The 22218-nt window shown below is 71.4% G+C and carries 20 protein-coding genes; 9 read left to right on the forward strand and 11 right to left on the reverse strand.

Going from position 1 to position 22218, the window contains the following annotated elements; all coding sequences use genetic code 11:
* Positions 1-927 carry an undecaprenyl-diphosphate phosphatase gene (locus ACZ7OU_RS00085; protein ID WP_470253739.1) on the reverse strand — a complete coding sequence of 309 codons (927 nt, stop codon included), beginning with the start codon at positions 925-927 and terminating at the stop codon, positions 1-3.
* A 425-nt stretch (positions 928-1352) separates the two neighbouring features.
* On the opposite strand from ACZ7OU_RS00085, the gene pip reads away from it, so the two are divergent.
* A complete protein-coding gene (pip, locus tag ACZ7OU_RS00090) occupies positions 1353-2297 on the forward strand; it encodes a prolyl aminopeptidase (protein ID WP_470253740.1) in 945 nt (314 codons plus the stop codon).
* Here pip and ACZ7OU_RS00095 read toward each other — a convergent pair.
* Positions 2283-2837 carry a TetR/AcrR family transcriptional regulator gene (locus ACZ7OU_RS00095; protein WP_470253741.1) on the reverse strand — a complete coding sequence of 185 codons (555 nt, stop codon included), beginning with the start codon at positions 2835-2837 and terminating at the stop codon, positions 2283-2285. The two genes, pip and ACZ7OU_RS00095, sit on opposite strands and share 15 nt — an antisense overlap.
* 59 nt (positions 2838-2896) lie before the next feature.
* On the opposite strand from ACZ7OU_RS00095, the gene ACZ7OU_RS00100 reads away from it, so the two are divergent.
* Together ACZ7OU_RS00100 and ACZ7OU_RS00105 are read left to right on the forward strand one after the other, a co-directional pair.
* The gene (locus ACZ7OU_RS00100) at positions 2897-3676 is read left to right on the forward strand and encodes an SDR family NAD(P)-dependent oxidoreductase (protein WP_470253742.1); all 780 of its coding nucleotides are present in this window, start codon (positions 2897-2899) and stop codon (positions 3674-3676) included.
* A gap of 82 nt (positions 3677-3758) precedes the next feature.
* The gene (locus ACZ7OU_RS00105) at positions 3759-4151 is read left to right on the forward strand and encodes a peptidase inhibitor family I36 protein (protein ID WP_470253743.1); all 393 of its coding nucleotides are present in this window, start codon (positions 3759-3761) and stop codon (positions 4149-4151) included.
* A gap of 1 nt (position 4152) precedes the next feature.
* On the opposite strand, the gene ACZ7OU_RS00110 is transcribed toward ACZ7OU_RS00105, so the two are convergent.
* Genes ACZ7OU_RS00110 through ACZ7OU_RS00130 form a run of 5 tightly spaced genes read right to left on the reverse strand, consistent with a single transcriptional unit; the run spans position 4153 to position 9513 of the window.
* On the reverse strand, positions 4153-4950 hold the full coding sequence (locus ACZ7OU_RS00110; RefSeq protein WP_470253744.1) for an ABC transporter permease: 798 nt from the start codon (positions 4948-4950) through the stop codon (positions 4153-4155).
* Positions 4951-4958: 8 nt separating this feature from the next.
* Entirely contained in the window at positions 4959-5798 is an 840-nt protein-coding gene (locus ACZ7OU_RS00115; protein WP_470239066.1) for an ABC transporter permease, read from the reverse strand.
* 1 nt (position 5799) lies between these two features.
* A complete protein-coding gene (locus tag ACZ7OU_RS00120) occupies positions 5800-7002 on the reverse strand; it encodes an ABC transporter substrate-binding protein (RefSeq protein WP_470253745.1) in 1203 nt (400 codons plus the stop codon).
* Between the two features lie 10 nt (positions 7003-7012).
* A complete protein-coding gene (locus tag ACZ7OU_RS00125) occupies positions 7013-8083 on the reverse strand; it encodes an ABC transporter ATP-binding protein (protein WP_470253746.1) in 1071 nt (356 codons plus the stop codon).
* Positions 8084-8091: 8 nt separating this feature from the next.
* A complete protein-coding gene (locus ACZ7OU_RS00130) occupies positions 8092-9513 on the reverse strand; it encodes a gamma-aminobutyraldehyde dehydrogenase (protein WP_470253747.1) in 1422 nt (473 codons plus the stop codon).
* Positions 9514-9621: 108 nt separating this feature from the next.
* Between ACZ7OU_RS00130 and ACZ7OU_RS00135 the strand changes: the two genes are divergently transcribed.
* Together ACZ7OU_RS00135 and ACZ7OU_RS00140 are read left to right on the forward strand one after the other, a co-directional pair.
* A complete protein-coding gene (locus tag ACZ7OU_RS00135) occupies positions 9622-10350 on the forward strand; it encodes a FadR/GntR family transcriptional regulator (RefSeq protein ID WP_470253748.1) in 729 nt (242 codons plus the stop codon).
* Positions 10351-10385: 35 nt separating this feature from the next.
* Positions 10386-11105 carry a cache domain-containing protein gene (locus ACZ7OU_RS00140; RefSeq protein WP_470253749.1) on the forward strand — a complete coding sequence of 240 codons (720 nt, stop codon included), beginning with the start codon at positions 10386-10388 and terminating at the stop codon, positions 11103-11105.
* Between the two features lie 11 nt (positions 11106-11116).
* Here ACZ7OU_RS00140 and ACZ7OU_RS00145 read toward each other — a convergent pair whose 3' ends face one another.
* Positions 11117-12562, reverse strand: coding sequence for a PucR family transcriptional regulator (locus ACZ7OU_RS00145; protein WP_470253750.1), 1446 nt, complete (start codon positions 12560-12562; stop codon positions 11117-11119).
* A 107-nt stretch (positions 12563-12669) separates the two neighbouring features.
* Here ACZ7OU_RS00145 and gabT point away from each other — a divergent pair, with 107 nt between their 5' ends.
* Genes gabT through ACZ7OU_RS00160 form a run of 3 tightly spaced genes read left to right on the forward strand, consistent with a single transcriptional unit; the run spans position 12670 to position 15679 of the window.
* Positions 12670-14025 carry a 4-aminobutyrate--2-oxoglutarate transaminase gene (gene gabT, locus ACZ7OU_RS00150; RefSeq protein WP_470253751.1) on the forward strand — a complete coding sequence of 452 codons (1356 nt, stop codon included), beginning with the start codon at positions 12670-12672 and terminating at the stop codon, positions 14023-14025.
* Positions 14022-15449, forward strand: coding sequence for an aldehyde dehydrogenase family protein (locus tag ACZ7OU_RS00155; protein ID WP_470253752.1), 1428 nt, complete (start codon positions 14022-14024; stop codon positions 15447-15449). The genes gabT and ACZ7OU_RS00155 overlap by 4 nt, the downstream gene beginning before the upstream one ends.
* Positions 15450-15505: 56 nt before the next feature.
* Positions 15506-15679 carry a hypothetical protein gene (locus ACZ7OU_RS00160; RefSeq protein WP_470253753.1) on the forward strand — a complete coding sequence of 58 codons (174 nt, stop codon included), beginning with the start codon at positions 15506-15508 and terminating at the stop codon, positions 15677-15679.
* On the opposite strand, the gene ACZ7OU_RS00165 is transcribed toward ACZ7OU_RS00160, so the two are convergent.
* Together ACZ7OU_RS00165 and ACZ7OU_RS00170 are read right to left on the reverse strand one after the other, a co-directional pair.
* On the reverse strand, positions 15666-16436 hold the full coding sequence (locus tag ACZ7OU_RS00165) for a helical backbone metal receptor (protein WP_470239076.1): 771 nt from the start codon (positions 16434-16436) through the stop codon (positions 15666-15668). The genes ACZ7OU_RS00160 and ACZ7OU_RS00165 overlap by 14 nt on opposite strands.
* Positions 16433-17839 (reverse strand): RNB domain-containing ribonuclease, encoded by a 1407-nt coding sequence (locus tag ACZ7OU_RS00170; RefSeq protein ID WP_470239077.1) that lies wholly within the window; start codon positions 17837-17839, stop codon positions 16433-16435. Before ACZ7OU_RS00170 ends, ACZ7OU_RS00165 begins: the two co-directional genes overlap by 4 nt.
* Positions 17840-17969: 130 nt before the next feature.
* Between ACZ7OU_RS00170 and ACZ7OU_RS00175 the strand changes: the two genes are divergently transcribed.
* Positions 17970-18914: an ATP-binding protein gene (locus tag ACZ7OU_RS00175; RefSeq protein ID WP_470253754.1), complete on the forward strand. Its 945-nt coding sequence runs from the start codon at positions 17970-17972 to the stop codon at positions 18912-18914.
* On the opposite strand, the gene ACZ7OU_RS00180 is transcribed toward ACZ7OU_RS00175, so the two are convergent.
* Positions 18911-19099, reverse strand: a complete 189-nt coding sequence (locus tag ACZ7OU_RS00180) for a hypothetical protein (protein ID WP_470239079.1) — start codon at positions 19097-19099, stop codon at positions 18911-18913. The genes ACZ7OU_RS00175 and ACZ7OU_RS00180 overlap by 4 nt on opposite strands.
* Between the last annotated feature and the right edge of the window lie 3119 nt (positions 19100-22218).

Here is a 22218-nt window from a genome sequence, read left to right on the forward strand (position 1 = left end):
TCAGACCGTGAAGAAAATCAGGCTGCCGATTCCGGCGACCACGCAGTAAATGGCGAAGGGGGTCAGAGTACGCGTTTCGAAGTAACCGGTGAGGAACCGGACAGAAATGTACGAAGCGACCCCGGCGACGACGCTGCCGACGAGTGCCGGCCCGAGCGAGGCGTGGTTCTCCGGGGCGAACAGCGTCGGCATCTTCAGCACGCCCGCGGCGAGGATCACCGGGGTGGCGAGCAGGAACGCGAAGCGCGCGGCGTCTTCGTGGCCGAGCCCGCGGCGCAGGCCGGCGACCATCGTGATGCCCGAGCGGCTGATGCCCGGCAGCAGCGCGAAGATCTGCGCCGCGCCGATCAGGACGGCCTCGCCGATGCCCAGCTTCGCCAGCCGGGCGTCGGTCCGCTCGTCGACCGAGACGGCCCGCATCACGAGGGTTTCCTCGGCGGAGAAGTCCACTGTGTCCGCTTCTTCGACGGGCTTCTTCCGGGAGAACTTCTCGGCGGCGTAGAGGACCCCGCCGTTGAGCGCGAGGAAGATCGCGGCCGGCACCGGCTTGCCGAGGTGGTCGCGCAGCAGGCCTTCGAACAGCAGGCCGGCCAGCCCGACCGGGATCGTGGCGAGCACCAGCAGCCACGCGAGCCGCTGGTCCGGGGTGCGGACCTCGCGGTGGCGGATCGACGTCCACAGGCCGCCGATGATCCGCACCCAGTCCTTCCGGAAGAACAGCACGAGCGCCAGCGCGGTGGCGACGTGCATCGCGACGAGCACCGCGAGGTACGGCGAATCCTTGCCGATGCTCAGGTCCCGCTGCCATTGCCCGCCGAGCCAGGCGGGCAGCAGGATGCTGTGGCCGAGACTGGACACCGGAAACAATTCCGACACCCCTTGCAAGGCACCGACGACAATCGCCTCGACATAGGTCACCGCGGACATTCCGAGCCTTTCCGTGCCACTTTTCGAAGCTCCGACACCGGAACGTACCGGCCCATTCGTTAACCACGGGCAAGGGGCACGGCCACGCTCAGCGTCCTCTCAGCGCGCGTTCACGTACATGAACTTCAATCATGTCCTTGACCGACGTTCGGACCTTGGCTTAGCGTTTAGCCCGTCGCCGCCACGACGAAGATTCGAACCCTCGACGAGGAGGACGGGAATGCGTGTGCGGACCACCGGCCGTCGTGACCACACCGACGGCGTCGTCCCTCCTCGCTCGGACGTCAGCGCAGGCGGCTGACCCACGGACGGGAGCCCGCTCAGCCCGGCGGCGGGGGCGGGCTCCCACCTTCTTGGTCGTCGTCCCGGCACCCGGCGGCGGGGCGTCGGGGCGACGGCCAGGACCCTCCGGCAGAGTGTCGGGCATGGACGAGCTCTACCCGCCGATTTCCCCACGCGCCGAAGGGTTCCTGGACACCGGCGACGGGCACCGGATCCGGTGCCAGGAGGCGGGGAACCCGGCCGGGAAGCCGGTCGTGGTCCTGCACGGCGGGCCCGGCAGCGGGATCGCGCCGATGGCGCGGCGGCACTTCGACCCCACGGCCTACCGGATCATCCTGTTCGACCAGCGCGGATCGGGGCAGTCGACGCCGGACGCCGGCGACCTCACGGCCAACACCCTGTGGCACCTGGTCTCGGACATGGAGGCCCTGCGCGAGCGGCTCGGCATCGAACGCTGGCAGCTCTTCGGCGGTTCCTGGGGCGCGACGCTCGCACTGGCCTACGCCCAGACGCACCCTTCCCGCGTCAGCGAAATCATCCTGCGCGGCGTCTTCACCGTGCGGCAGAGCGAACTGGACTGGATCTACCGGGGCGGCGCCGCGAACATGTTCCCCCGCGAATGGGAGGCGTTCCTGGCGCCGATCCCGGCTTCGCTGCGCGATGACCCACTGGCGGCGTACGGCGAGCTTCTGGCCGACCCGGACGAGGAGGTCCGGCACCGGGCCGCGGTCGCGTGGAGCACCTGGGAGGGCGCGACGGTTTCCGTGCAGCCGCAGGAGGCTTTCCTCCGCCAGTACGCGGAACCGGCGTTCGCATGGGCGTTCGCGCGGCTCGCGGTCCACTACTTCCGCCACGGCGCGTGGCTCGAGGACGGGCAGCTGATCCGCGACGCGGGCAAGCTCGCCGGCATCCCGGGCGTGATCGTGCAGGGCCGGTTCGACACGGTGTGCCCGCCGACCACGGCGTACGAGCTGCACCGGGCGTGGCCGGGTTCGGAGCTGAAGCTGCTGGAAGGCGCCGGGCACGCGGTGACGGACCCGGGCGTGCTGGCCGCCCTGCGCGCGGCGACGGACTCATTCCGCCAGTAGCACCGCGAACACCTTCTCGAGCTTCTTCACGACGACCTCTTCGTCGGCGCGCGCGAGCGCGGTGCTGCCGATGAGCGTGCGCATCACCCAGAAACCGGCAATCACCGCCAGTGCCAGCGCCGGTCCTTCGGTGTTCTCCGTCGCCGGGAGGACGTCGGTGAGGTGCTTCTCGACGTGCCGCTCGATGCCCGCGCGCAGGATCTCCGCGGCACGCGGGTTGGGCGCCGAGCGCAGCATCAGCAGGAACGGGTCGAGCTGCCCGGCGTCCGGGGCGGTCCGGCGCACCAGCGCGGCCGCGATGTCCGCGGCGAGCGTCGCCGGGTCGTCGGTGAGCACGGTCCGCTCGGCCATCGCCGCCTCGACGACCTCGGCGAAGAGGCCTTCCTTCGAGCCGAAGTAGCGGTTGACGAGCATCGCGGTGACGCCGGCGGACTCGGCGATCTCGCGCACGCCCACGGCGTCGTACCCGGCCCGGGTGAAGGCTTCGAGCGCCGAGGTCAGGATGGCTTCCCTGGTCGCGGCGGCGTTGCGAGGTCTCATGTATACGAGTGTAGACTTATCGTAAGTCTACAGGTGTATACCTCTTGGGAAGGTGCTTCATGGACCTCGAAATCGCTGGTAAAAGGGCTCTCGTCACCGGCTCCAGCGCCGGCCTCGGTTCCGCGATCGCCCGGCTCTTGGCCGCCGAAGGCGCTTCGGTGGTGGTGCACGGCCGGGACGAGTCCCGCGCCTCGCGGGTCGCCGCGTCGATCGGCGCGGCGGGCGTCGCGATCGGCGACTTGTCGACCGACGAGGGCGCCGACGCGGTGGCTTCGGCGGCGGGCGAGGTCGACATCCTGGTGAACAACGCCGGCTCGTACGACCACCTGTCGTGGACCGAAGCGACCCCGGAGGTGTGGGCGTCGACGTACGAGGCGAACGTCGTGTCGGCGGTCCGGATGATCCACAGGTTCGTCCCGGGCATGCGTTCGCGCGGCTGGGGCCGGGTGATCCAGCTCGGCGGCGGCCTGGCGATCCAGCCGATGGCGACGCAGCCGCACTACACGGCAACGCTGGCGGCACGGCACAACCTGGCGGTGTCGCTGGCCCGGGAGCTGGCGGGGACGGGCGTGACGTCGAACGTGGTGTCCCCGGGGGCGATCCTGGTGGACTCGGTGCGATCGTTGCTGACGTCGATCGCGCCGTCGCAGGGATGGGGCGATTCGTGGGAGGAGATCGAGTCGGGGGCGGCCCGGGACCTGGTCCCGAACGACGTGGGGCGATTAGGGCGTCCGGAGGAGATCGCGGCGGCGGTGGGGTATCTGGTGAGCCCGGCGGCGGCGTACGTCAGCGGCGCGACGATCCGGGTCGACGGTGGCACGATCCGGTCAGTGCACTGACCTTGGCCGGTAGGGGTCGACGGGTGCGGACGACCGGCGTTTTCCGGCTATGGTCGGCCCTCCACGGCTTCGGGGAGGAACCATGCGGGTCAAAGCATTCCTGTGCGCGGTGCTGAGTGCCGCCGGACTGGCCGTCGCTCCGGGGCCGGCTTCGGCCGCGGCTGCCGAGTGCAGCATCGACTTCGACCACATCTGCCTGTGGTCGGACATCAATTACCACAACGGCTACGGCGCTTGGGCGGGCTCGGTGGCGAAGCTTCCGACGGCCCTGAACGGCAAGGTGTCCAGCCTCAAGAACATCATGCCCGGGGCGGTCTTCTTCTATTCCGGCGAGAACTACGGCGGCAGCTCCTTCTGCATCGAACCAGGCGACGTGGACCACGACCTGACCGCTCGCTACGGCGGCGGCATCAGCTGGAACGACCGCATCAGGTCGTTCCGGTACTACCCGGGCGGGTTCTGCAACCTGCCGTGACTCAGAGCCGTCCGCCGGAAGCCGTGTCGCCGGACAGCTTCTGGGCCAGGTACACCGGGACCGTCGACACCACGATCAGCACCGCCGCCACCACGTTCACGATCGGGGCCTGGTTGGGCCGGAACAGGTTGTTGTAGATCCAGATCGGCAGCGTCTCCATGCCCGTGCCCAGGGTGAACGTCGTCACGATGATCTCGTCGAACGACAGCGCGAACGCCAGGAGCCCGCCCGCCAGCAATGCCGAACGCAGCATCGGGAACGTCACCAGGCGGAACGTCGTGAACCCCGTCGCGCCGAGGTCCATCGACGCCTCCTCGAGGTTTCCGCCCATCCGCCGCAACCGCGCGACGACGTTGTTGAACACCACCACGATGCAGAACGTCGCGTGCGCGATGATCGCCGTCAGCAGGCCGAGATCGATGCCCAAGATGGTCCTGAACGCGTTGTTCAGCGCGATGCCCGTCACGATCCCCGGCAGCGCGATCGGCAAAATAATGAGCAGCGACACGGGGTTCCGGCCGAAGAACCGGTAGCGCTGCAACGCGAACGCCGCCATCGTGCCCAGCAGCAACGCGATCGCCGTCGCCGCCAGGCCCGCCTGGACGCTCGTCCACAGCGCGTTCAACGCGCCTTCGTTCGACGAAGCCCGGCTCCACCACTCCAGCGTGAACCGGGACGGCGGCCAGCCGAACGTCGTGTCCGCGTTGAACGAGTTGAGCAGCACCACCAGCAGCGGGAAGTAGATCACCGCCAGGCCCAGGCCCAGCGCCGTCCACAACAGCGCCCGAGACGTCCGCACCGAGACTCCTAGAGGTTGTCCAGCGCGCCGGTGCGGCGCACCGCGGCCAGGTACACGAGCATGATCACGACCGGCACCGTCGCCACCGTCGCCGCGAACGGGAGGTTGTTCGCCGCGCCGATGTTGTCGTAGACGACGTTGCCGAGCATCTGGGACGTGCCGCCGACGATCTTCACCGCGATGTAGTCGCCCAGCGACAGCGAGAACGTGAAGATCGAGCCCGCCACGATCGCCGGGAACGTCAGCGGCAGGATCACCGAGCGGAACGTCCTCAGCGAGCGGGCCCCGAGGTCACCGGAGGCGTCCACCAGCGAGTCCGGCAGCCGGTCGAGACCCGCGTAGATCGGCAGGATCATGTACGGCAGCCACAGGTACGACAGCGTGATGATCGTCGCCGTGACGCCGTAACCCGGCGAAAGCCAGCTCAGGGCACCGTTCCCGGACAGCATCGTGCGCCACGCGTACGCCTTCACCAGGTAGCTCGCCCACAGCGGCGTCATCACCGCGATCACCAGGATCCGCTGCGCCCGCGGCGACGCCAGCTTGGCCATCGCGAACGCCATCGGGAACGCGATGACGGCGTCGATCACCGTCACCAGCGCCGCGATCCCGACCGTGCGGAAGGTGATCGTGCGGTAGACCGCGTCGCTGAACAACGTCGTGAAGTTGTCCAGCGACCACTCGATGACGACCTGGCCGGTGAACGCGTCCGTGTGCCAGAACGCCGTGACGAACAGCGCCGCGAGCGCGCCCAGGTAGGCCAGGCCGAGCCAGAGCAGCGGGGCCGAGAGCAGGAAACCCAGGCGCAGCTTGGGCTTCCGGTAGAAGAAGGCCGACAAGGCGGTCATGTCAGCCCTTGATCTCGGTCCACGCCTTGGTCCACTCGCCGTAGTCCTTGCACTTGACGTCCGTGCGGCCGTCGAGGCACTGCGGGATCGGCGTGGTCCAGTAGGCGATCTTCGACGCGTACGCCGAGTCGTTGGCGTGGTAGGTGTCGCAGAGCGTCTTGTCCGTCATCTCCGCGCACGCCTTCGAGTTCGCCGGCGCCTCGCCGAAGTACTCGGCGACCTGGGCGTTGACCTTCGGGCTGATGATGTAGTCGAGCCACTTGTACGCGCACGTCTTGTGCGCCGACTTCGCCGCGACCATCCAGGTGTCCGACCACCCGGTCGCGCCCTCGCTCGGCACGGACGCCTCCAGCGGCGCGCCCTCGCCCTTGGTCAGGTTGACCGTGACCTGCCAGGCGGTGCCGACGACGGCGTCGGCGTTCTTCAGCGCCTGCGACTCCTTGAGGTAGTCCGACCAGTACTCACTCACCAGCGGACGCTGCTGCTTGAGCAGGTTGACCGCGGCGGTGAACTGCTTGTCGTCGAGGGCGTACGGGTTCTTGATGCCCAGGTCCGGCTGGTGCGTCATCAGGTACAGCGCGGCGTCGGCGATGTAGATCGGCGAGTCGTACGCGATCACCTTGCCCTTGTAGGGCGAGTTCGCGTCGAACATGACCGACCACGACGTCGGTGCGGGCGTCACCTTGTCGGTGCGCCAGGTCAGCAGGTTCGCGCCCCAGCCGTGCGGGATGCCGTAGGAGACGCCGCCGACGCTGTTCCACGACTTGTCCTTGAGGAACGGCTGGACGTCGGCGTAGTTCGGCACGAGCGCGGTGTTCACCGGCTCGGCGTCCCCGGAGGCGACCAGCCGCAGCGACGCGTCGCCCGAGGCGGACACGACGTCGTACTGCCCGGTCTTCATCAGCGTCACGGCCTCGTCGGAGGTGCCGAACGGCTTGACGTTCACCTTGCAGCCGGTCTGCTGCTCGAACGGCGTCACCCAGTTGACCTTCGGGTCGTTGGAGCCGTTCTCGGCGTACCCGGGCCAGGCCAGCACGTTCAGCTGGCCTTCCGGCTGCCCGAGCGCCTTCAGCGCTTCCAGCTTCGGCGGGGTGAAGCCCTGCGCGCCGGGCGGCGCGGCGGAGTTCGAACCCGACGTGCCACATGCAGCCAACAGCAGGCTTGCGCCGAGGAGCCCGGCCAGCCGCGTCTTCCTGTTCTTCATGGCAAACCCTTCACTGACCGGGAACCTGGAAGCTGTGTTCGTGGCGCCAGCTGAGCCGGACCCGGCCCGCCGCCAAGGCGCCGTCGGTGTTCTGCCGGACGACCGAAAGCTGTCCCCCGGCGTCGAGCGCGACGGTGTAGCGCACGGTCGCGCCGGCGTAGACGACGTCGGTGACCGTGCCGGTCGCGCTGGTGTCCCCCGCGGCGGCGGGCTCGGACAGCTCGCCGTCGATGCGGATCTTCTCCGGCCGGATGCTGAACAGCCCCGGCCGGCCGATCACGGACTCGGCGCCGCGCCCGCCCAGGAGGTTCGACGTCCCGACGAACCCGGCGACGAACGCGCTGGCGGGGCGTTCGTAGACCTCTTCGGGCGGGCCGACCTGCTCGATCTTGCCGTCGTTGAACACCGCGATGCGGTCGCTCATGGTGAGCGCTTCGTCCTGGTCGTGGGTGACGAAGACGAACGTGATGCCGACGTCGCGCTGGATCTGCTTGAGCTCGAGCTGCATCGCCTGCCGCAGCTTGAGGTCGAGCGCGCCGAGCGGTTCGTCGAGCAGCAGCACCTTGGGCCGGTTGACGAGCGCGCGGGCGAGCGCGACGCGCTGACGTTGCCCGCCGGACAGCTGCGCGGGCTTGCGCGAGCCGTAGTCGTCCAGCCGCACGGTCTTCAGCGCTTCGAGCGCCCGCTCCCGGCGTTGCTGCTTCGGGACGCGCTTGACGCGCAGGCCGTATTCGACGTTCTGCTGCACGGACATGTGCGGGAACAGCGCGTAGTCCTGGAACACCGTGTTGACGTCGCGTTCGAACGGCGCCAGGTTGCTGACGTCGCGGCCGTCGAGCTCGATCGTGCCCTCGGTGGGCAGCTCGAAGCCGGCGATCATGCGCAGCACGGTCGTTTTGCCGGAGCCGGACGGCCCGAGCATCGAGAAGAACTCGCCGGGCGGGATGTCGAGGTCGACGCCGTCGACCGCGTGGACGTCACCGAAGTGCTTGCGCAGCCCGGAAAGCCGGATCGCTGGCCCGTCGGTTCCGCTCGGCGGCGCGGCGTCCTCCCGCGTCTCGGTGGGTGCTTGGTTGGGCATCGCCAGCCTCACAGTGCGCTCATGACGTGCTTGACGCGGGTGTAGTCCTCCAGGCCGTACAGCGAGAGGTCCTTGCCGTAGCCGGACTTCTTGAAGCCGCCGTGGGGCATCTCGGCGACCAGCGGGATGTGGGTGTTGATCCAGACGCAGCCGAAGTCGAGCTTCGCGGCCAGGCGCATCGCGCGCTGGTGGTCGCGGGTCCAGACCGACGACGCGAGGGCGTACTGGACGCCGTTCGCGGCCTTCAGGGCCTCGGCTTCGTCGGAGAACCGCTGGACGGTGATGACGGGCCCGAAGATCTCGTTCTGGCTCATCTCGTCGTCCTGCTTCAGCCCGGAGACGACGGTGGCCTCGTAGAAGTAGCCCTCGTCGCCGGCGCGGTGGCCTCCACAGTGGACGGTCGCGTGCTCCGGGAGCCGCTCGATGAAACCCGAGACCTTTTCCAGCTGGGCCGCGTTGTTGAGCGGGCCGTACGCGACGTCTTCGTCGTCCGGCTTGCCGGTCTTGGTCCCTTCGGCCTGCCGGGCGAGCGCCGCGACGAACGTGTCGTGCACCTCGTCGGCGACCAGCACGCGGGTGGCGGCCGTGCAGTCCTGGCCCGCGTTGAAGTAGCCCGCGACGGCGATCGCTTCGGCGGCGGCTTCGAGGTCGGCGTCGCCGAAGACGATGACCGGCGCCTTGCCGCCCAGCTCCAGGTGCACGCGCTTGACGTCGTTCGCCGCACTGCGCGCGACGTCGATGCCGGCCCGGACCGAGCCGGTGATCGACACCATCGCCGGGATGTCGTGCTCGACCAGCGCGCGGCCGGTGTCGCGGTCGCCGCAGACGACGTTGAACACGCCCGGCGGCAGGAACTCCCCCGCGATCTCGGCCAGCAGCAGCGACGACGCGGGTGTCGTGTCGGACGGCTTCAGCACGATCGTGTTGCCCGCGGCGAGGGCGGGCGCGATCTTCCAGATGGCCATCAGCAGCGGGTAGTTCCACGGCGTGACCTGCGCGCAGACGCCGACGGGCTCGCGGCGGACGAACGAGGTGTGGCCTTCCATGTACTCGCCCGCGGCCCGCCCTTCGAGCACGCGCGCGGCCCCGGCGAAGAAGCGGACCTGGTCGAGGACCATCGGCATCTCTTCGGCCAGGGTGAGCGCGATCGGCTTGCCGGTGTTCGCGGACTCGACCCGGACGACCTCGTCGGCACGGGCTTCGAGCGCGTCGGCGATCTTGAGCAGCGCGAGCTGGCGCTGGGCCGGCGTCGTCGCGCGCCAGGTCTCGAACGCGGTCGCGGCGACCTGGAGCGCGTTGTCGACGTCGTCGGGCCCGGCGATAGGCGCGGTGCAGTAGGCGCGCCCGGTGACCGGGTCGACGATCTCCGCCGTCCGGCCGGACTTGGACTCGACGTACGCGCCGCCGACGTAGTGCTTCAGCTCCTGCACGGTCACTCCTAGCTCCGATCGGGGCTAAAACATATAAGTCCATATGTAATAGGACAAGAGGATCAGGCAAGATTGGTGCGAACGGGTACCGACGGGCGAAGGGTCACGATGCGCAAGGGCATGTCGCACAGCGCGCGGTCCGCCATGTTCGCGCCGCTCGGCCAGGTCGGCCGGGCGGAAGCGGTGGCGGCGCGGCTGGTCGACGCCATCACGCTCGGCCTGCTCGCCGACGAGGAACAGCTGCCCAGCGAAGCCGACCTGGCCGCGCAGTTCGGCGTCTCGACCGTGACGGTCCGGGAAGCGCTCGTGGCGGTGAGGCAGCAGGGACTGGTCGAGACGCGGCGCGGGCGCAGCGGCGGCAGCTTCGTCCGGGCGCCGGCCAACCCGCCCCCGGACGAGTGGCGCGCGCGGCTGCGCGAGGTGTCCCTGTCGGATCTGCGCGACGTCGGCGACCACTACCTGGCGATCGCCGGGGCAGCCGCGAAGCTCGCCGCCGAGCGCAGCTCACCCGAGGACGTCGCCCGGCTGCGGCTGGCGACCGACGACCTCCGCACGGCGCACGGCATCGACTTCACGCGCGCGGAGCGGCAGTTCCACCTGGAGGTCGCGGCGGCCGCTCAGTCACCGCGGCTGACACACGAGGAGCTCCAGCTGCAGAGCGAACGCGGCGGGCTGCTGTGGCTGCCGCTGGGGGCCCACCCCCACGAGGAGCACGCGGCGATCACCGCGGCGATCGCGTCCGCGGACGGCGAACTGGCCCGCAAACTCACCGAAGAGCACATCCTCGGAGCGCTCGACCGGCTCGCGGACGTGCACCTCGACCTGCTGGCCCCTTAAACTCTGCCGTACTCCCGCGCATCGAGGTGAGCACTGTGAACGACACCCGCACGCTGACCGGCGACGAGGTCGTCGAGCAGGTCTCGGCGTTGGTGGAAGGGGTCTTCGAACGGCTGAAGCCCCTGCTGGCGGCGGCCGAGTCGGTGCTGGCGGACGCTGCTCCTGTCACAGAGGCACTGCACCGGATCCGGCCGCAGGTCACCGAGGCGCTCGGCGGCCTGATCGTCGGCGCGGGGTTCGTCAGCGCACCCCACGTGCTGTCCGACTCGGAGTTCGGCTTCGAGTGGTGGACGGGCTCGGCCGCGGACCCGTCGCAGCTGTTCATCAGCCTGGACCCGGCCGCGGAGAACTTCCTGGACTACACGCGCCAGTCGTGGTTCACGGTCCCCCGCGACACCGGGCGCCGGCACATCAACGGGCCGTACGTGGACTACCTGTGCACCGACGAGTACACGCTGACGTTCACGATCCCGGTGGTCCGCGGCGGTGCGTTCGCGGGCGTGGTCGGCGCGGACGTGTACGTACGCGAGTTCGAGCGGGCGGTCCGGCCCCGGCTGCGGTCACTGGGCCGCGGGGCGGCGCTGCTGAACGCGCAGGGGCGGGTGATCGTGTCCAACAGCGTCCGGCAGCCGACGGGATCGCTGGTCCGGGAAGCCGACGTCCCGGCGTGGTGGTCGGCGGGCGCGGCGCCGGGCCCGGTCCTGCGCCGCTGCGGGGACTCACCGATCGTGCTCGTGAGTGAGAAACAGGGTTAGAACACTGTTTCTCACTCACGAGCCTGCAGCGCGACCCACAGCTCCGCGCGGACGCCGGGTGAGTCGAGGTCGCGGCCGAGCAGTTCCGCCACTTTGCGGATCCGGTTCCGCAAGGTGTGCCGGTGCACCCCGAGCCGCGCGGCGGCGACGTCCCAGTGACCGTGGTGCTCCAGCCAGCAGCGCAAGGACGTCTCCAGGTCGCCGCGGCCCGTCGTGTCGTGGGTGCGAAGCGGGGTGAGCAAGCCGCGCGCAAACGCTTGCGCCACCGTGGGTTCGATCAGCGACAGCAGGCCGCGACCCGTGTGTTCCGCCGCCGACACCAGGGTTTTGTCCTCCGCCAGTGCCGCTTGGGCGGCCAGCTCCGCCTGCTCCAAGCCGGCCGCGAAGTCCGTCGCGGACACCGGGCCCGCCAGTCCACCGTGCAAGCCGCCGATCCGCAGCGCCGCCTCCGCCGCCGGGTCGGCCGGGCCGATCGCGACCACCGACGAGCCGCGCCGCGCGGCGAACACCGGCTCGCCCTCCAGCGCCGCGAGCAACTTCCTCCGCGCGGCGGGCGTCCCGGCGAACACCAGCACCGACCACGGTGCGCGCGGCGGCTCACCGCCCGTCTCGGCCAGTACCCGCAGCGCCAGCTCGGCCTGGCCGCCGATCAGCAGCTCCAGCAACCCCGACCGCAGCGCCTGCCGCGCCGCCGCCTGCGCGCGATCCTGTTCCAGCGCCAGGGAAAGCACCGAGACCGCGGTGTTGACGATGTGCCGCCCCGCGGTGTCGAGCGACGCGCCGACGGCGAGCACCCGGCGCGCGCTCGTGTCGAGGGTCTGCAGGACGACCTCCTGCCCGTCGAGTGCGACCACCCGCGTACCGACGCGAAGGCGCTCCAGCTCTTCTCGCAGCGAAGCGCCGTACGCACGGGCGCCCGCCGGAGCCGCTTCGGTGACGGTTGTCCGGTCGAAGAGCAGCACCCAGCCGTCGATGAGCTTCGCCAGCTTGCGCAGCACCCCCGCCGGGCCGCCTTTGCCGACCGCCGTGCGGGTCAGCTCCTGCTGGGCCTTGCCGATCCGGACCGTCGTCGCGTACTCGTCCGCCGCCACCGCCCGCGAAACGGCGCGCGTGATCGCGATGAACGGCGTCTCGCGCGGCACCTCCAGCACCGGCAGCCCCACCTCGGCCGCCGTCGACACCAGCGCGTGCGGGACGAAGTCGTGGCTGAGCCCGACGCCGAAGCCGAGCCCGGCCACGCCCGCCTCGACCAGGCGGCGCACGTAAGCCGGCGACGTCTCTTCGGCCAGCGCCAGCCCGGTCGTCAGCAGCAGCTCGCCGCCTTCGAGGAACGCCTGCGGGTCCGTCAGCTCCGTCGGGTGCACCCACCCGATCGGGCGGTCCAGGAGATCACCGCCGGTCAGCACCCGCAGCCCAAGCGGGCGGTCGGCGGCCAGTCCGGCCAGCGTGAGTGCCATAACGGCCAATTCTACGCGCCTTCCTGTACGGAAAGGCCAGCTGACGGCCGTCCGGCGGCAGCTCATCCTGAGGACGTCCACCCGACCCGCGTCCGCAGGAGCACGCCGTGACCGCAAGCACCACCGCCGAGCCGCAGGCGCCGGCGCCCCGGCAGCGCAGGCTGCGCACCGAGATCCCCGGCCCCGTCTCGCGCGAGCTGCAGGAGCGCCGCGCGAACGCCGTCGCCGCCGGGGTCAGCTCGGTGCTGCCCGTCTACGTCACCTCCGCCAGCGGCGGCCTGCTCACCGACGCCGACGGCAACGTCCTGATCGACTTCGGCTCCGGCATCGCCGTGACCAACGTCGGGCACTCCGCGCCGGCCGTCGTCGACCGCGTCCGCAAGCAGGCGTGCTGGTTCACCCACACCTGTTTCATGGTCACGCCGTACGAGGGGTACGTCGAGGTCTGCGAAGCGCTGGCCGAGCTGACGCCGGGCGACCACGCGAAGAAGTCGGTGCTGTTCAACTCCGGCGCCGAGGCCGTCGAGAACGCCGTGAAGATCGCCCGCACGGCGACCGGGCGCCAGGCCGTCGTCGTGTTCGACCACGCCTACCACGGCCGCACCAACCTCACCATGGGCATGACCGCGAAGTCGGTGCCCTACAAGCACGGCTTCGGCCCGTTCGCGCCCGAGGTCTACCGCGTGCCGGGCTCGTACCCGTACCGCGACGGCCTGTCCGGCCCCGAGGCGGCCGCGCTGGCCATCGACCGCATCGAGAAGCAGATCGGCGGCGACCAGACGGCCGCCGTCGTCCTGGAGCCGATCCAGGGCGAGGGCGGCTTCATCGAGCCCGCGCGCGGCTTCCTGCCCGCGATTTCCGCGTGGTGCCGCGAAAACGGCGTCGTGTTCGTCGCCGACGAGGTCCAGACGGGCTTCTGCCGCACCGGATCCTGGTTCGCCTCCACCGACGAGGACGTCGTCCCGGACCTGATCGCGACGGCCAAGGGCATCGCGGGCGGCCTCCCGCTCTCGGCGGTCACCGGCCGCGCCGAGCTCCTCGACGCCGTCGGCCCGGGCGGGCTCGGCGGCACGTACGGCGGCAACCCGATCGCCTGCGCCGCCGCGCTCGGCTCGATCGAGACGATGAAGACCGAAGACCTGGCCGCGTCGGCGAAGCGCATCGAAGGTGCTGTCCTGCCACGGTTGCGCGCGCTGGCTGCCGAAACCGGCGTCATCGGCGACGTCCGCGGGCGCGGCGCGATGCTGGCCGCGGAGTTCGTCAAGCCCGGCACGACCGAGCCCGACGCCGGCCTCACCAAGCGCGTCGCCGCGGCCTGCCACCAGGCCGGCGTGATCGTGCTGACCTGCGGTACCTACGGCAACGTCGTCCGGCTGCTGCCGCCGCTGTCCCTGTCCAACGACCTGCTCGACGAGGGCCTCTCGGTCCTCGAGCACGCTGTCCGCACGGAGGCTCGCGCATGACTTTCCCCTTCTGGGTCGCCGGAAAGCCGGTGACCGGCGGCTCGACGGCCGTCGTCCGCCACTCCTACGACGGTTCCGAGGCCGGGTCGCACTTCGTGCCTTCGGCGGAGGACGTCGAAGCCGCGGTGCAGGCCGCGCACGACGTCGCCGACGAGTTCGCGACGCTGCCCGCGCACGTCCGCGCCGGGGCGTTGGACCACGTGTCCCGGGCCTTGGGCGAGCGGTCCGAAGAGATCGCCCAGCTGATCACGGCCGAGTCCGGCAAGCCGCTGAAGTGGGCGCGCGGCGAGGTCGGGCGCGCGGTCTCGACGTTCCGCTGGGCCGCCGAAGAAGCGCGCCGCTTCTCGGGCGAGCTGCAGCGCCTCGACACCGACCCGGGCGGCACCGGCCGGCTGGCGCTGGTCCGGCGCGTCCCGCGCGGGGCCGTCCTGGGCATCACGCCGTTCAACTTCCCGCTGAACCTGGTGGCGCACAAGGTCGCCCCGGCGATCGCGGTCGGCGCGCCGATCGTGCTCAAGCCCGCGCCGGCGACGCCGCTGACGGCGTTGCTGCTCGGCGAAATCCTGGCTGAGACGGACCTGCCCGCGGGGTCGTGGTCGATCCTGCCGGTGGACAACGAGACGTCGTCGAAGCTGGTCGAGGACCCGCGGCTGCCGGTGGTGTCGTTCACCGGCTCGGTCCCGGTCGGCTGGGCCATCCGCGACCGCGTGCCGCGCAAGCACGTGGCGCTGGAGCTGGGCGGCAACGGCGCGGTGCTCGTCTGTCCGGATTGGACGGACCTCGACTTCGCGGCGCAGCGGATCGCGACGTTCGCGATGTACCAGGCGGGCCAGTCGTGCATTTCGGTGCAGCGGGTGTACGTCCACTCGGACGTCTACGACGCTCTGGCCGAGAAGGTCCTGGCGCAGGTCCAGGCTTTGCGCACGGGCGACCCGCGCGCGGACGGCGTCGACGTCGGACCGCTGATCAACGCCGACGCCGCTTCCCGGGTCGAGTCGTGGGTGGCCGACGCGGTTTCGGCCGGCGGCACGCTGCTGACAGGCGGCGGGCGATCGGGTGCCACGGTCGAGCCGACGGTGCTGGCGGACGTCCCCGAAGACGCGTCGGTGATGGCCGAGGAGGTGTTCGGGCCGGTGGTTTCGCTGGTCCGGGTGGCTTCGGTGGCCGAAGGCGTCGAGCGGATCAACGCGTCGCGCTTCGGGCTGCAGGCGGGCGTGTTCACGCGCGACCTGCCGACGGCGTTCGAGGTGTCGGCCAAGCTCCAGGTCGGCGGGGTGCTGGTGGGCGACGTCCCGAGCTTCCGCGCGGACCAGATGCCCTACGGCGGGGTCAAGGACTCCGGCGTGGGCCGCGAGGGCCCGGCGTCGGCGATGGCGGACTTCACCGAGGAGCGCGTCACGGTCCTGACGGGATTGACGCTGTAATCGTTCGCACCCCGCCCGGCGCCAAGCCGACCTACTCGCAGGGGCTCGGCGCGACGATGACCTTCGCGGTCGAACTCGCCGAGCGGCCGGGCGCCACCCTGGTGGTCGACACCGGACGGCCGCGGCCGGACAACTGGCTGCACCTGGCGACCGAGCCGGTCCGGCCGGCCGAGGTCGCCCGCGGCGTTCGCGCCGCGCTGGCCCGCGGGTTCGACTTCACGGCCCGGTAAGAGCTGCCGTCAGCGCGGCGTGCGCCTCGACGAGTGAAGGTCCGTACCACGTGAGGTGGCGGCCCGAGACCAGGACGTACCGCGCGTCCGGGAAGTGGTCCGGGCCGTCCTCCTCCGTGAACAGGTACGGCTCGTCCGGCAGCACCAGCAGGTCCGCGTCCGCCGCGAAGTGCGCGCGCAGCTCGTCGACGTCCGGCCGCGGGTACCTCTCGGGCGACCCCGCGTAGACGTTCGCCACGCCGACGCGCCGCAGGACGTCGCCGCCGAACGTCTCGCGGCCCAGGACGATCCACGGCTTGCGCCACACCGGGACCACTGCGTGGAACCGCACCGGCCGCACCGCGCGCCAGACCTCCTCGGCCTCGACCAGCCAGTCCGGCTCCTCCAGCTCGTACGCCTGGGTCAGGATCCGCCGCAGCGACCCCAGCGCGGCCGGGACCGTCGCCGCCGCGGCCATCACCCAGACCGGGATCCCGTTGGCGCGCAAGCGTTCCACGTCCTCCGGGCGGTTCTCCTCCGAGTTGGCCAGCACGAGGTCCGGCGCCAGGTCCAGCACGTCGTCGATCTTCGGGTACTTCGAGCCACCCACGCGCGGGACGTCCAGCGCGGCCGGGTGCGTGCAGTAGTCGGTCGCCCCGGCGAGCCGGCCGGGCGCGCTGACCTCGACCGCCTCGGTCAGCGACGGCACCAGGGAAACCACGCGGGAAGCCGGGCCGCTCAACGGCACCGGCTCACCGAGATCGTCGACCCAGGTCATGCGCGTTCGAACGACACTTTCCGCTTCTCGACGTCGACCGCGGTCAGCCGGACCCCGATCCGCTCCCCCGCGGTCAGCTTCTCCCCCGCGCACTTCGCCATCACCGTCGGGTCTTCGACCAGGATCTCCGCCTTGTTCTCGTCCGCGCGCAGCACCACCGCGCTGAACTCGCCGCCGATGTGCTCGGCCAGCACCCACGCTTCGACCTGGTCGATGCACGCCCGCTCGACCTTCGCGGCGAGCGTGTCCGACGCCGTCATGCGCTCGGGGACGTCCGCGAGCGCCGCCCGCACCCACGCCGGCACCTCACGCCCGGCCGAGACAGCCAGGCAGATCTCCGTCGCGAACCGGTCGACCAGCCGCCGGATCGGCGCCGTAACGTGCGCGTACGCGCCGCCGATGCCCGCGTGCGTCGTCAACGCCGGCAGCTCGCCGTCGAACGCCGTGTACCCCGCGCCCCGCAGCAGGCGCGTCGTGTCGGCGTAGAGCGCCATCGACGCCGGCTGCCCGGGATCCAACCGGGACAGGAACTCCGAAACGGTCGTCTCCCGCGCCCAGGTGATGCCCAGCGCTTCGGCCGAGCGACGCAGCCAGTCGACGGCTTCGGGCTCCGGGTCGGGCAGCGTGCGCAGGACGCCGACCCGGGCGTCGATCATGATCCGGGCCGCGGCCATGCCGGTGAGCAGCGAGATCTCGGCGTTCCAGGCGTCGACGGCGGTGCGCGGCCGGCGGGCGAGCACCCAGCCGCCGTCCGGGTCGCCGCTGATCTCCTGCTCCGGCAGCTGCAGCTCGACGGCGCCACGCCGGACGGCCAGCTCGCGCCGTCGCCGTCCCAGCTCGGGCAACGCGGCCACGGAGGGGTGCGGGTTGCCGGCGTCGAGCGCGGCCTGCACGGTCTCGTAGTCGAACTGCTCGGTGGACCGGACCAGTGCGCGGCGCACCCGCGTCGTTGTCAGCTCGCCCGCCTCGTCGGTCTCGATGGTCCAGAGCACCGCGGGCCGGATTTCGCCCGGCAGCAGGCTCGCCGCGCCTTCGGAGAGCACCGGCGGGTGCAGCGGGACGTTGCCGTCGGGCAGGTAGAGCGTCTGCCCGCGGGAGCGCGACTCGCGGTCGAGCGCGCCGCCGGGCGGGACGAACGCGGCCAGGTCGGCGATGGCGTAGTGCACGCGGAAGCCGTGCGCGGTCCGTTCGACGACCATCGCCTGGTCGAGGTCCTTGGAGCCCGGCGGATCGATGGTGACGAACGGCAGGTCCGTCGCGTCCTCGCGCGGGCCGGCGCTCGCCAGTGGATCGAGCACCGCGGCTTCCGCTTCGGCCAGCACCTCGGGCCCGAACGACTCCGGCAGCGAAAACTCGGCACGTAGGGGGCCGAAGTCCCCGCCCGCCGAGTGTGTCCTGATCACGAGGGGAGGCACCCCCCAACCCTAACCCTCGAAGAGCCCGATGATCGCCCGATCGGGCGCGGGCCGGTCGGGTGTACGTTGACTTCCGCAATAATGAAAACCGTCTTCATTTCCAGAAGGGGCTCCGACCGTGAAGATCGCGTTCGTCGGCAAGGGCGGCAGCGGGAAGACCACGCTGTCATCGCTGTTCGTCGCGTACCTCGCCGACGCCGGTGCGCCGGTGCTGGCCATCGACGCCGACATCAACCAGCACCTCGCGGTGGCGCTCGGCGCGCCCGAGGAGGAAGCGCTCGCCTGGCCGACGCTCGGCGACAACATGGCCCTGATCAAGGACTACCTGCGTGGCGACAACCCGCGGATCGCGGACGCGGCGTCGATGATCAAGACGACACCGCCGGGGCGCGGGTCGCGGCTGGTCCGGCCGTTCGAGGACAACCCGGTGTTCGCGGCGTGTTTCCGGCAGCTGGGCGGCGTGCGCCTCGGCGTCACCGGGCAGTTCGACGAGGACGACCTCGGCGTCAAGTGCTACCACTCGAAGGTCGGAGCGGCCGAGCTGCTCCTGAACCACATGGTCGACGTCGAGGGCGAGTACGTCGTCATGGACATGACGGCGGGGGCGGACGCGTTCGCGTCGGGCCTGTTCACGCGGTTCGACGTGACGTTCCTGGTGTGCGAGCCGACGGTCCGCAGCGTGGGCGTGTACCGGCAGTACGCGGACTACGCGCGCGACTTCGGCGTGCGGCTCGTGGTGGTGGGCAACAAGGTGACCGACGCCGAGGACGTCGAGTTCCTGCAGGAGCAGGTAGGCGAGGCGCTGCTGGGGTGGATGTCGGCATCCCGCCACGTCCGCGCGGCGGAGCGCGGCACGACCCGGCCGATCACCGAGCTCGAGCCGCGCAACCTCCAGACGCTGTCCTCGATGCGAGCGACGGTCGACGCCGAGCAGCGCGACTGGGCGCGCTACCAGCGTCAAGCCGTCGAGTTCCACCTGCGCAACGCACGGGCCTGGGCGGGCGAGAGCCTGGCGTCGCAGGTGGATCCGGAGTTCGTGCTCGGCCCGCGGCTGCCGGTCTAGTCGTCGGCGTCCTCGGCATCGGCTTGCCGGGTCCGTTCCCGCGCGATGTCGAGGGCCCGCCGGGCGGTGGCCTCGTCGGGGTACGGACCGAGCAGGTCGATGCCGCGGCTGCGTTCGAGGTGCTCGACCTGGCGGGTGCGGGTGTTGTAGTACCAGCCCTTGTCCGGGTTCGGATCGTTCGACATGGTCCTAGGTTCGCACCCGCGAGCCGGGTTGTCAGCGCTTGTACCGGTAGGGGATCTCGGTGGGTTGTCCCGTGGGGCCGAAGTCCTGGTTTTCGTCGGGTTCGGCGGGCTGGTCGGGTAGCTCGTCGAACCAGCCGCGGGGGGTCCCGCGGGGCGGGGTGGCGGGTTCTTGCCGGGAGGGTTGAGGGAGGGCGGTGTCCCGGCCGGGGAAGACGGGCGGCGCCGAGTTCGGGGGGACGGGCGGCATGGTGCCGGGGCCCGGGAAGACCGGGCGGGCCGGGGCGGCGTGGCGGGCCGGGAAGGGCTGGGGGGTTGACTCTGGGCCGGGGAAGACTGGTTTGGAGCGTGTTGGTGGGGTGGGAGCTGGGGCCCAGGGAGGGGTCGCCGGGGCTGGGGGCTGCGGCGGGGTGGGTTGGTGGCTGGCTGGTGGTGGCTGGGGGGCCGGGGGCGGTTGGTGCTGAGCCGCTGGCTGCTGGGCTGCGGGCGGCTGGTGCTGGGCCGGTGACTGCTGGGCTGCGGGCGATTGGTGCTGAGCCGTAGACGGTTGCTGTTGGACCGGTGACTGCGGGGCCACGGGCGGCTGGTGCTGGGCAGCCGGCTGCTGAGCCGCAGACGGTTGCTGTTGAGCCGGTGACTGCGGGACAGCGGGCGGCTGGTGCTGGACCGCTGGCTGCTGAGCAGCAGACGGTTGCTGTTGAGCCGCCGACTCCGGGGCCGCGGGCGTTTGGTGCTGGGCCGCTGTCTGCGAGGCCGCGGGCAATTGCGGTTGAGCCGCTGGCTCCGGGGCTGCGGACGTTTGGTGCTGGACCGGTGACTGCGGCACGGCGGGCGGCTGCCGCTGATCCAGCGGCAGCCGCGCGGCAGGCGATTGCTGCTGGTTCGACGGCTCCAGCGACTGCTGTACGGCGGGCGACTGCTGCTGATCCGGCGCCTGCTGCTGCACGGCCGAGGTCTGTTCCTGGTTCGGCACCTGCGGCAGCGGCTGCACGACCGACGTTGGCCGCTCGTCCGGCGACTGCAGCTCGGCCGCCGACGGCTGCGGCCGATCCGACGATCGCGGACCGGCAGGTTGCTGCGCGGCGGGCGACACCTGCTGCTGCTCGGTCGGCGGCTGCGAACTAGCGGGTTCTTGCTGGCCCAGCGGCTGCGAACCGGCAGCGGGCTGCTGCTGAGTCGGCGATTCCAGGCTGGAAGGTGGCTGAGTCGGCGATTGCGGGCCCGAGTGCGGTGGTGGCTGCGCGGCAGGCGGCTGCTGGCCGGAACCCTGCGAACCGGCAGCCGGGTCCTGCTGAGCCGCGGCCGGCGGCTGCTGGGCCTGCGACGGCGGTCCGGCCGGCTGCGGCGAAGCCGGCGCTTGCGCCATAGTCGGCGGCTGTTGCCAGCTCGGCGACTGCGGCACATCAGGCGACGGTGCAACGGCGGCCGGCGGCTGTGACATGGGAGGTCGCGAAGCCCCGGTGTCCGTCAGCTGTGGCACGGCAGGCTGCGGGGCCGCGGCTGACGACTCGGGCTCCGGCGCAGCAGACGTTTCCGACTGCCCGACGGCAGGCGGCTCCTCCACCTGCGATGCGGTCGGCGCGGCCGACTGCTGCTGGTGCGAACCAGCAGGCTGCTGGCCAGCCGACTGGGGTTCGGCCGCCTCGGACTCCGCAAGATCCCGCGACTCGGACTCAGTCGACGAAGGCGCAGACGCCTCGCGCTGAACCGCGTCCCGCGACTCGTGCTCGGTCGGCGCGGATTCAGCCGCCTCCGGCCGAGCCGCCTCCCAGGGCCTCGCCTCGAGCTGGGGACCGCCCAGCTGTGGCTCATCCCGCGACTCGGGCTCAGCCGACGGAGGCGCAGACGCTCCGGGCCGACCCGCATCCTGCGGCTCACGTTCGGTAGGCGCGGGTTCGGCCGCCTCCGCCCGAGTCGCTTCCTCCGGCTCACGCCCCGCGGGCACGGGTTCGGCCACCTCCGGCCGAACCACATCCTGCAGCTCACGCCCGATAGGCGCGGGTTCGGCCACCTCCGACTGAACCGCTTCCTCCGGTCCACGCCCAGCGGGCACAGGTTCGGCCGTCCCGTGCGGCTCACGCCCGGTTGGCGCAGATTCCGGCTCGACCACATCCCGCGGCTCGTGTTCGACAGGCGCGGGTTCAGCCGCCACCGGCCGCACCGCTTCCCAAGGCTTTGGCTCCGCAGCCGTCTCGGCTCGTTCCGGCGGCGACGCCACCGGCTCGGCCGTGCTCCCAAAACCCGGGCCGGCTGGCTCAGGCGACGACGCCACTGGCTCCGGCGCGGACTCGGCCGAAGCCGCCTCGGCTGACTCCGAGGGCGACGTCACCCGCTCGGCCGCGTACCCACGCCCCGGCTCGGCTGGCTCCGGCGGCGACGCCACCGGCGCGGACGCGTTCCCACGCCCGGGCTCGGCTGGTTCCGGCGCGGCCGCTCGCGCGGGCCGAGGCGCGGATTCGCCCTGCGACGGCGCATGCCCTGCCACTGCCTCAAGCTCATCGATCGACGGCTCCGCACGGCCCGCCCGCGAAGCCGCCACAGGAACATCTGGCACCTCCGGAGCCGCATGGCGAGGCGCCCTCACCGGGCCCGGGGACTCGGACTCCGACGCCACCGACCACTCGCGATCCTCCGGCTGCGGACGCCCGCGTCCCGGCTCCTGGCCCCACGTCGGACCCGCCCCGGACTGCCCCGGCCCCCACCCGGACGGAGGTTGCGGCACCGTCCGCCACACCGGCGCCGGCCCGATGTTCATCGGAGCCGGAGCAGGCGCCGGGGCCTGACCCGGCCGCGCACCCGGAGGCGGCGGCGAAGGACGAGCCGCCGGCTTCGGGATCGGATCCAAGGACGACACCAAAACCGACGTGTTCTCCGGGTCGTCGACCTTCCGTCCACTGCGCTCGCGGTAGACCATGTCGCCGTCGACGTCCATCTCCACCAGGTAGCCCGCCTCCGCGAGCTGCTCCTCGTCGAGGTCCGCGAGCCTCTCGTAGCGCGACGGCACCACGCGATAAATCGGCCAGGTCAGCGATGCGTGCTCCGCGTGGAACTGGGCCAGCAACGCCGACATCTGCTGCTGCCACGGCAGCGACATACCCTCCGCCAGCGACCTGGGCAGCACC

This window comes from Amycolatopsis sp. NPDC114505 (genome assembly GCF_055633615.1).

Bases quoted from the DNA above. Each gene is read 5' to 3' on its own strand.
- ACZ7OU_RS00145 (WP_470253750.1), bottom strand. From the start codon at position 12,562: ATGGCACTCACGCTGGCCGGACTGGCCGCCGACCGCCCGCTTGGGCTG.
- ACZ7OU_RS00105 (WP_470253743.1), top strand. From the start codon at position 3,759: ATGCGGGTCAAAGCATTCCTGTGCGCGGTGCTGAGTGCCGCCGGACTG.
- ACZ7OU_RS00125 (WP_470253746.1), bottom strand. From the start codon at position 8,083: ATGCCCAACCAAGCACCCACCGAGACGCGGGAGGACGCCGCGCCGCCG.
- ACZ7OU_RS00155 (WP_470253752.1), top strand. From the start codon at position 14,022: ATGACTTTCCCCTTCTGGGTCGCCGGAAAGCCGGTGACCGGCGGCTCG.
- ACZ7OU_RS00160 (WP_470253753.1), top strand. From the start codon at position 15,506: ATGACCTTCGCGGTCGAACTCGCCGAGCGGCCGGGCGCCACCCTGGTG.
- ACZ7OU_RS00135 (WP_470253748.1), top strand. From the start codon at position 9,622: ATGCGCAAGGGCATGTCGCACAGCGCGCGGTCCGCCATGTTCGCGCCG.
- ACZ7OU_RS00180 (WP_470239079.1), bottom strand. From the start codon at position 19,099: ATGTCGAACGATCCGAACCCGGACAAGGGCTGGTACTACAACACCCGC.
- ACZ7OU_RS00115 (WP_470239066.1), bottom strand. From the start codon at position 5,798: ATGACCGCCTTGTCGGCCTTCTTCTACCGGAAGCCCAAGCTGCGCCTG.
- pip (WP_470253740.1), top strand. From the start codon at position 1,353: ATGGACGAGCTCTACCCGCCGATTTCCCCACGCGCCGAAGGGTTCCTG.
- ACZ7OU_RS00120 (WP_470253745.1), bottom strand. From the start codon at position 7,002: ATGAAGAACAGGAAGACGCGGCTGGCCGGGCTCCTCGGCGCAAGCCTG.
- ACZ7OU_RS00085 (WP_470253739.1), bottom strand. From the start codon at position 927: ATGTCCGCGGTGACCTATGTCGAGGCGATTGTCGTCGGTGCCTTGCAA.
- ACZ7OU_RS00165 (WP_470239076.1), bottom strand. From the start codon at position 16,436: ATGACCTGGGTCGACGATCTCGGTGAGCCGGTGCCGTTGAGCGGCCCG.
- ACZ7OU_RS00100 (WP_470253742.1), top strand. From the start codon at position 2,897: ATGGACCTCGAAATCGCTGGTAAAAGGGCTCTCGTCACCGGCTCCAGC.
- ACZ7OU_RS00095 (WP_470253741.1), bottom strand. From the start codon at position 2,837: ATGAGACCTCGCAACGCCGCCGCGACCAGGGAAGCCATCCTGACCTCG.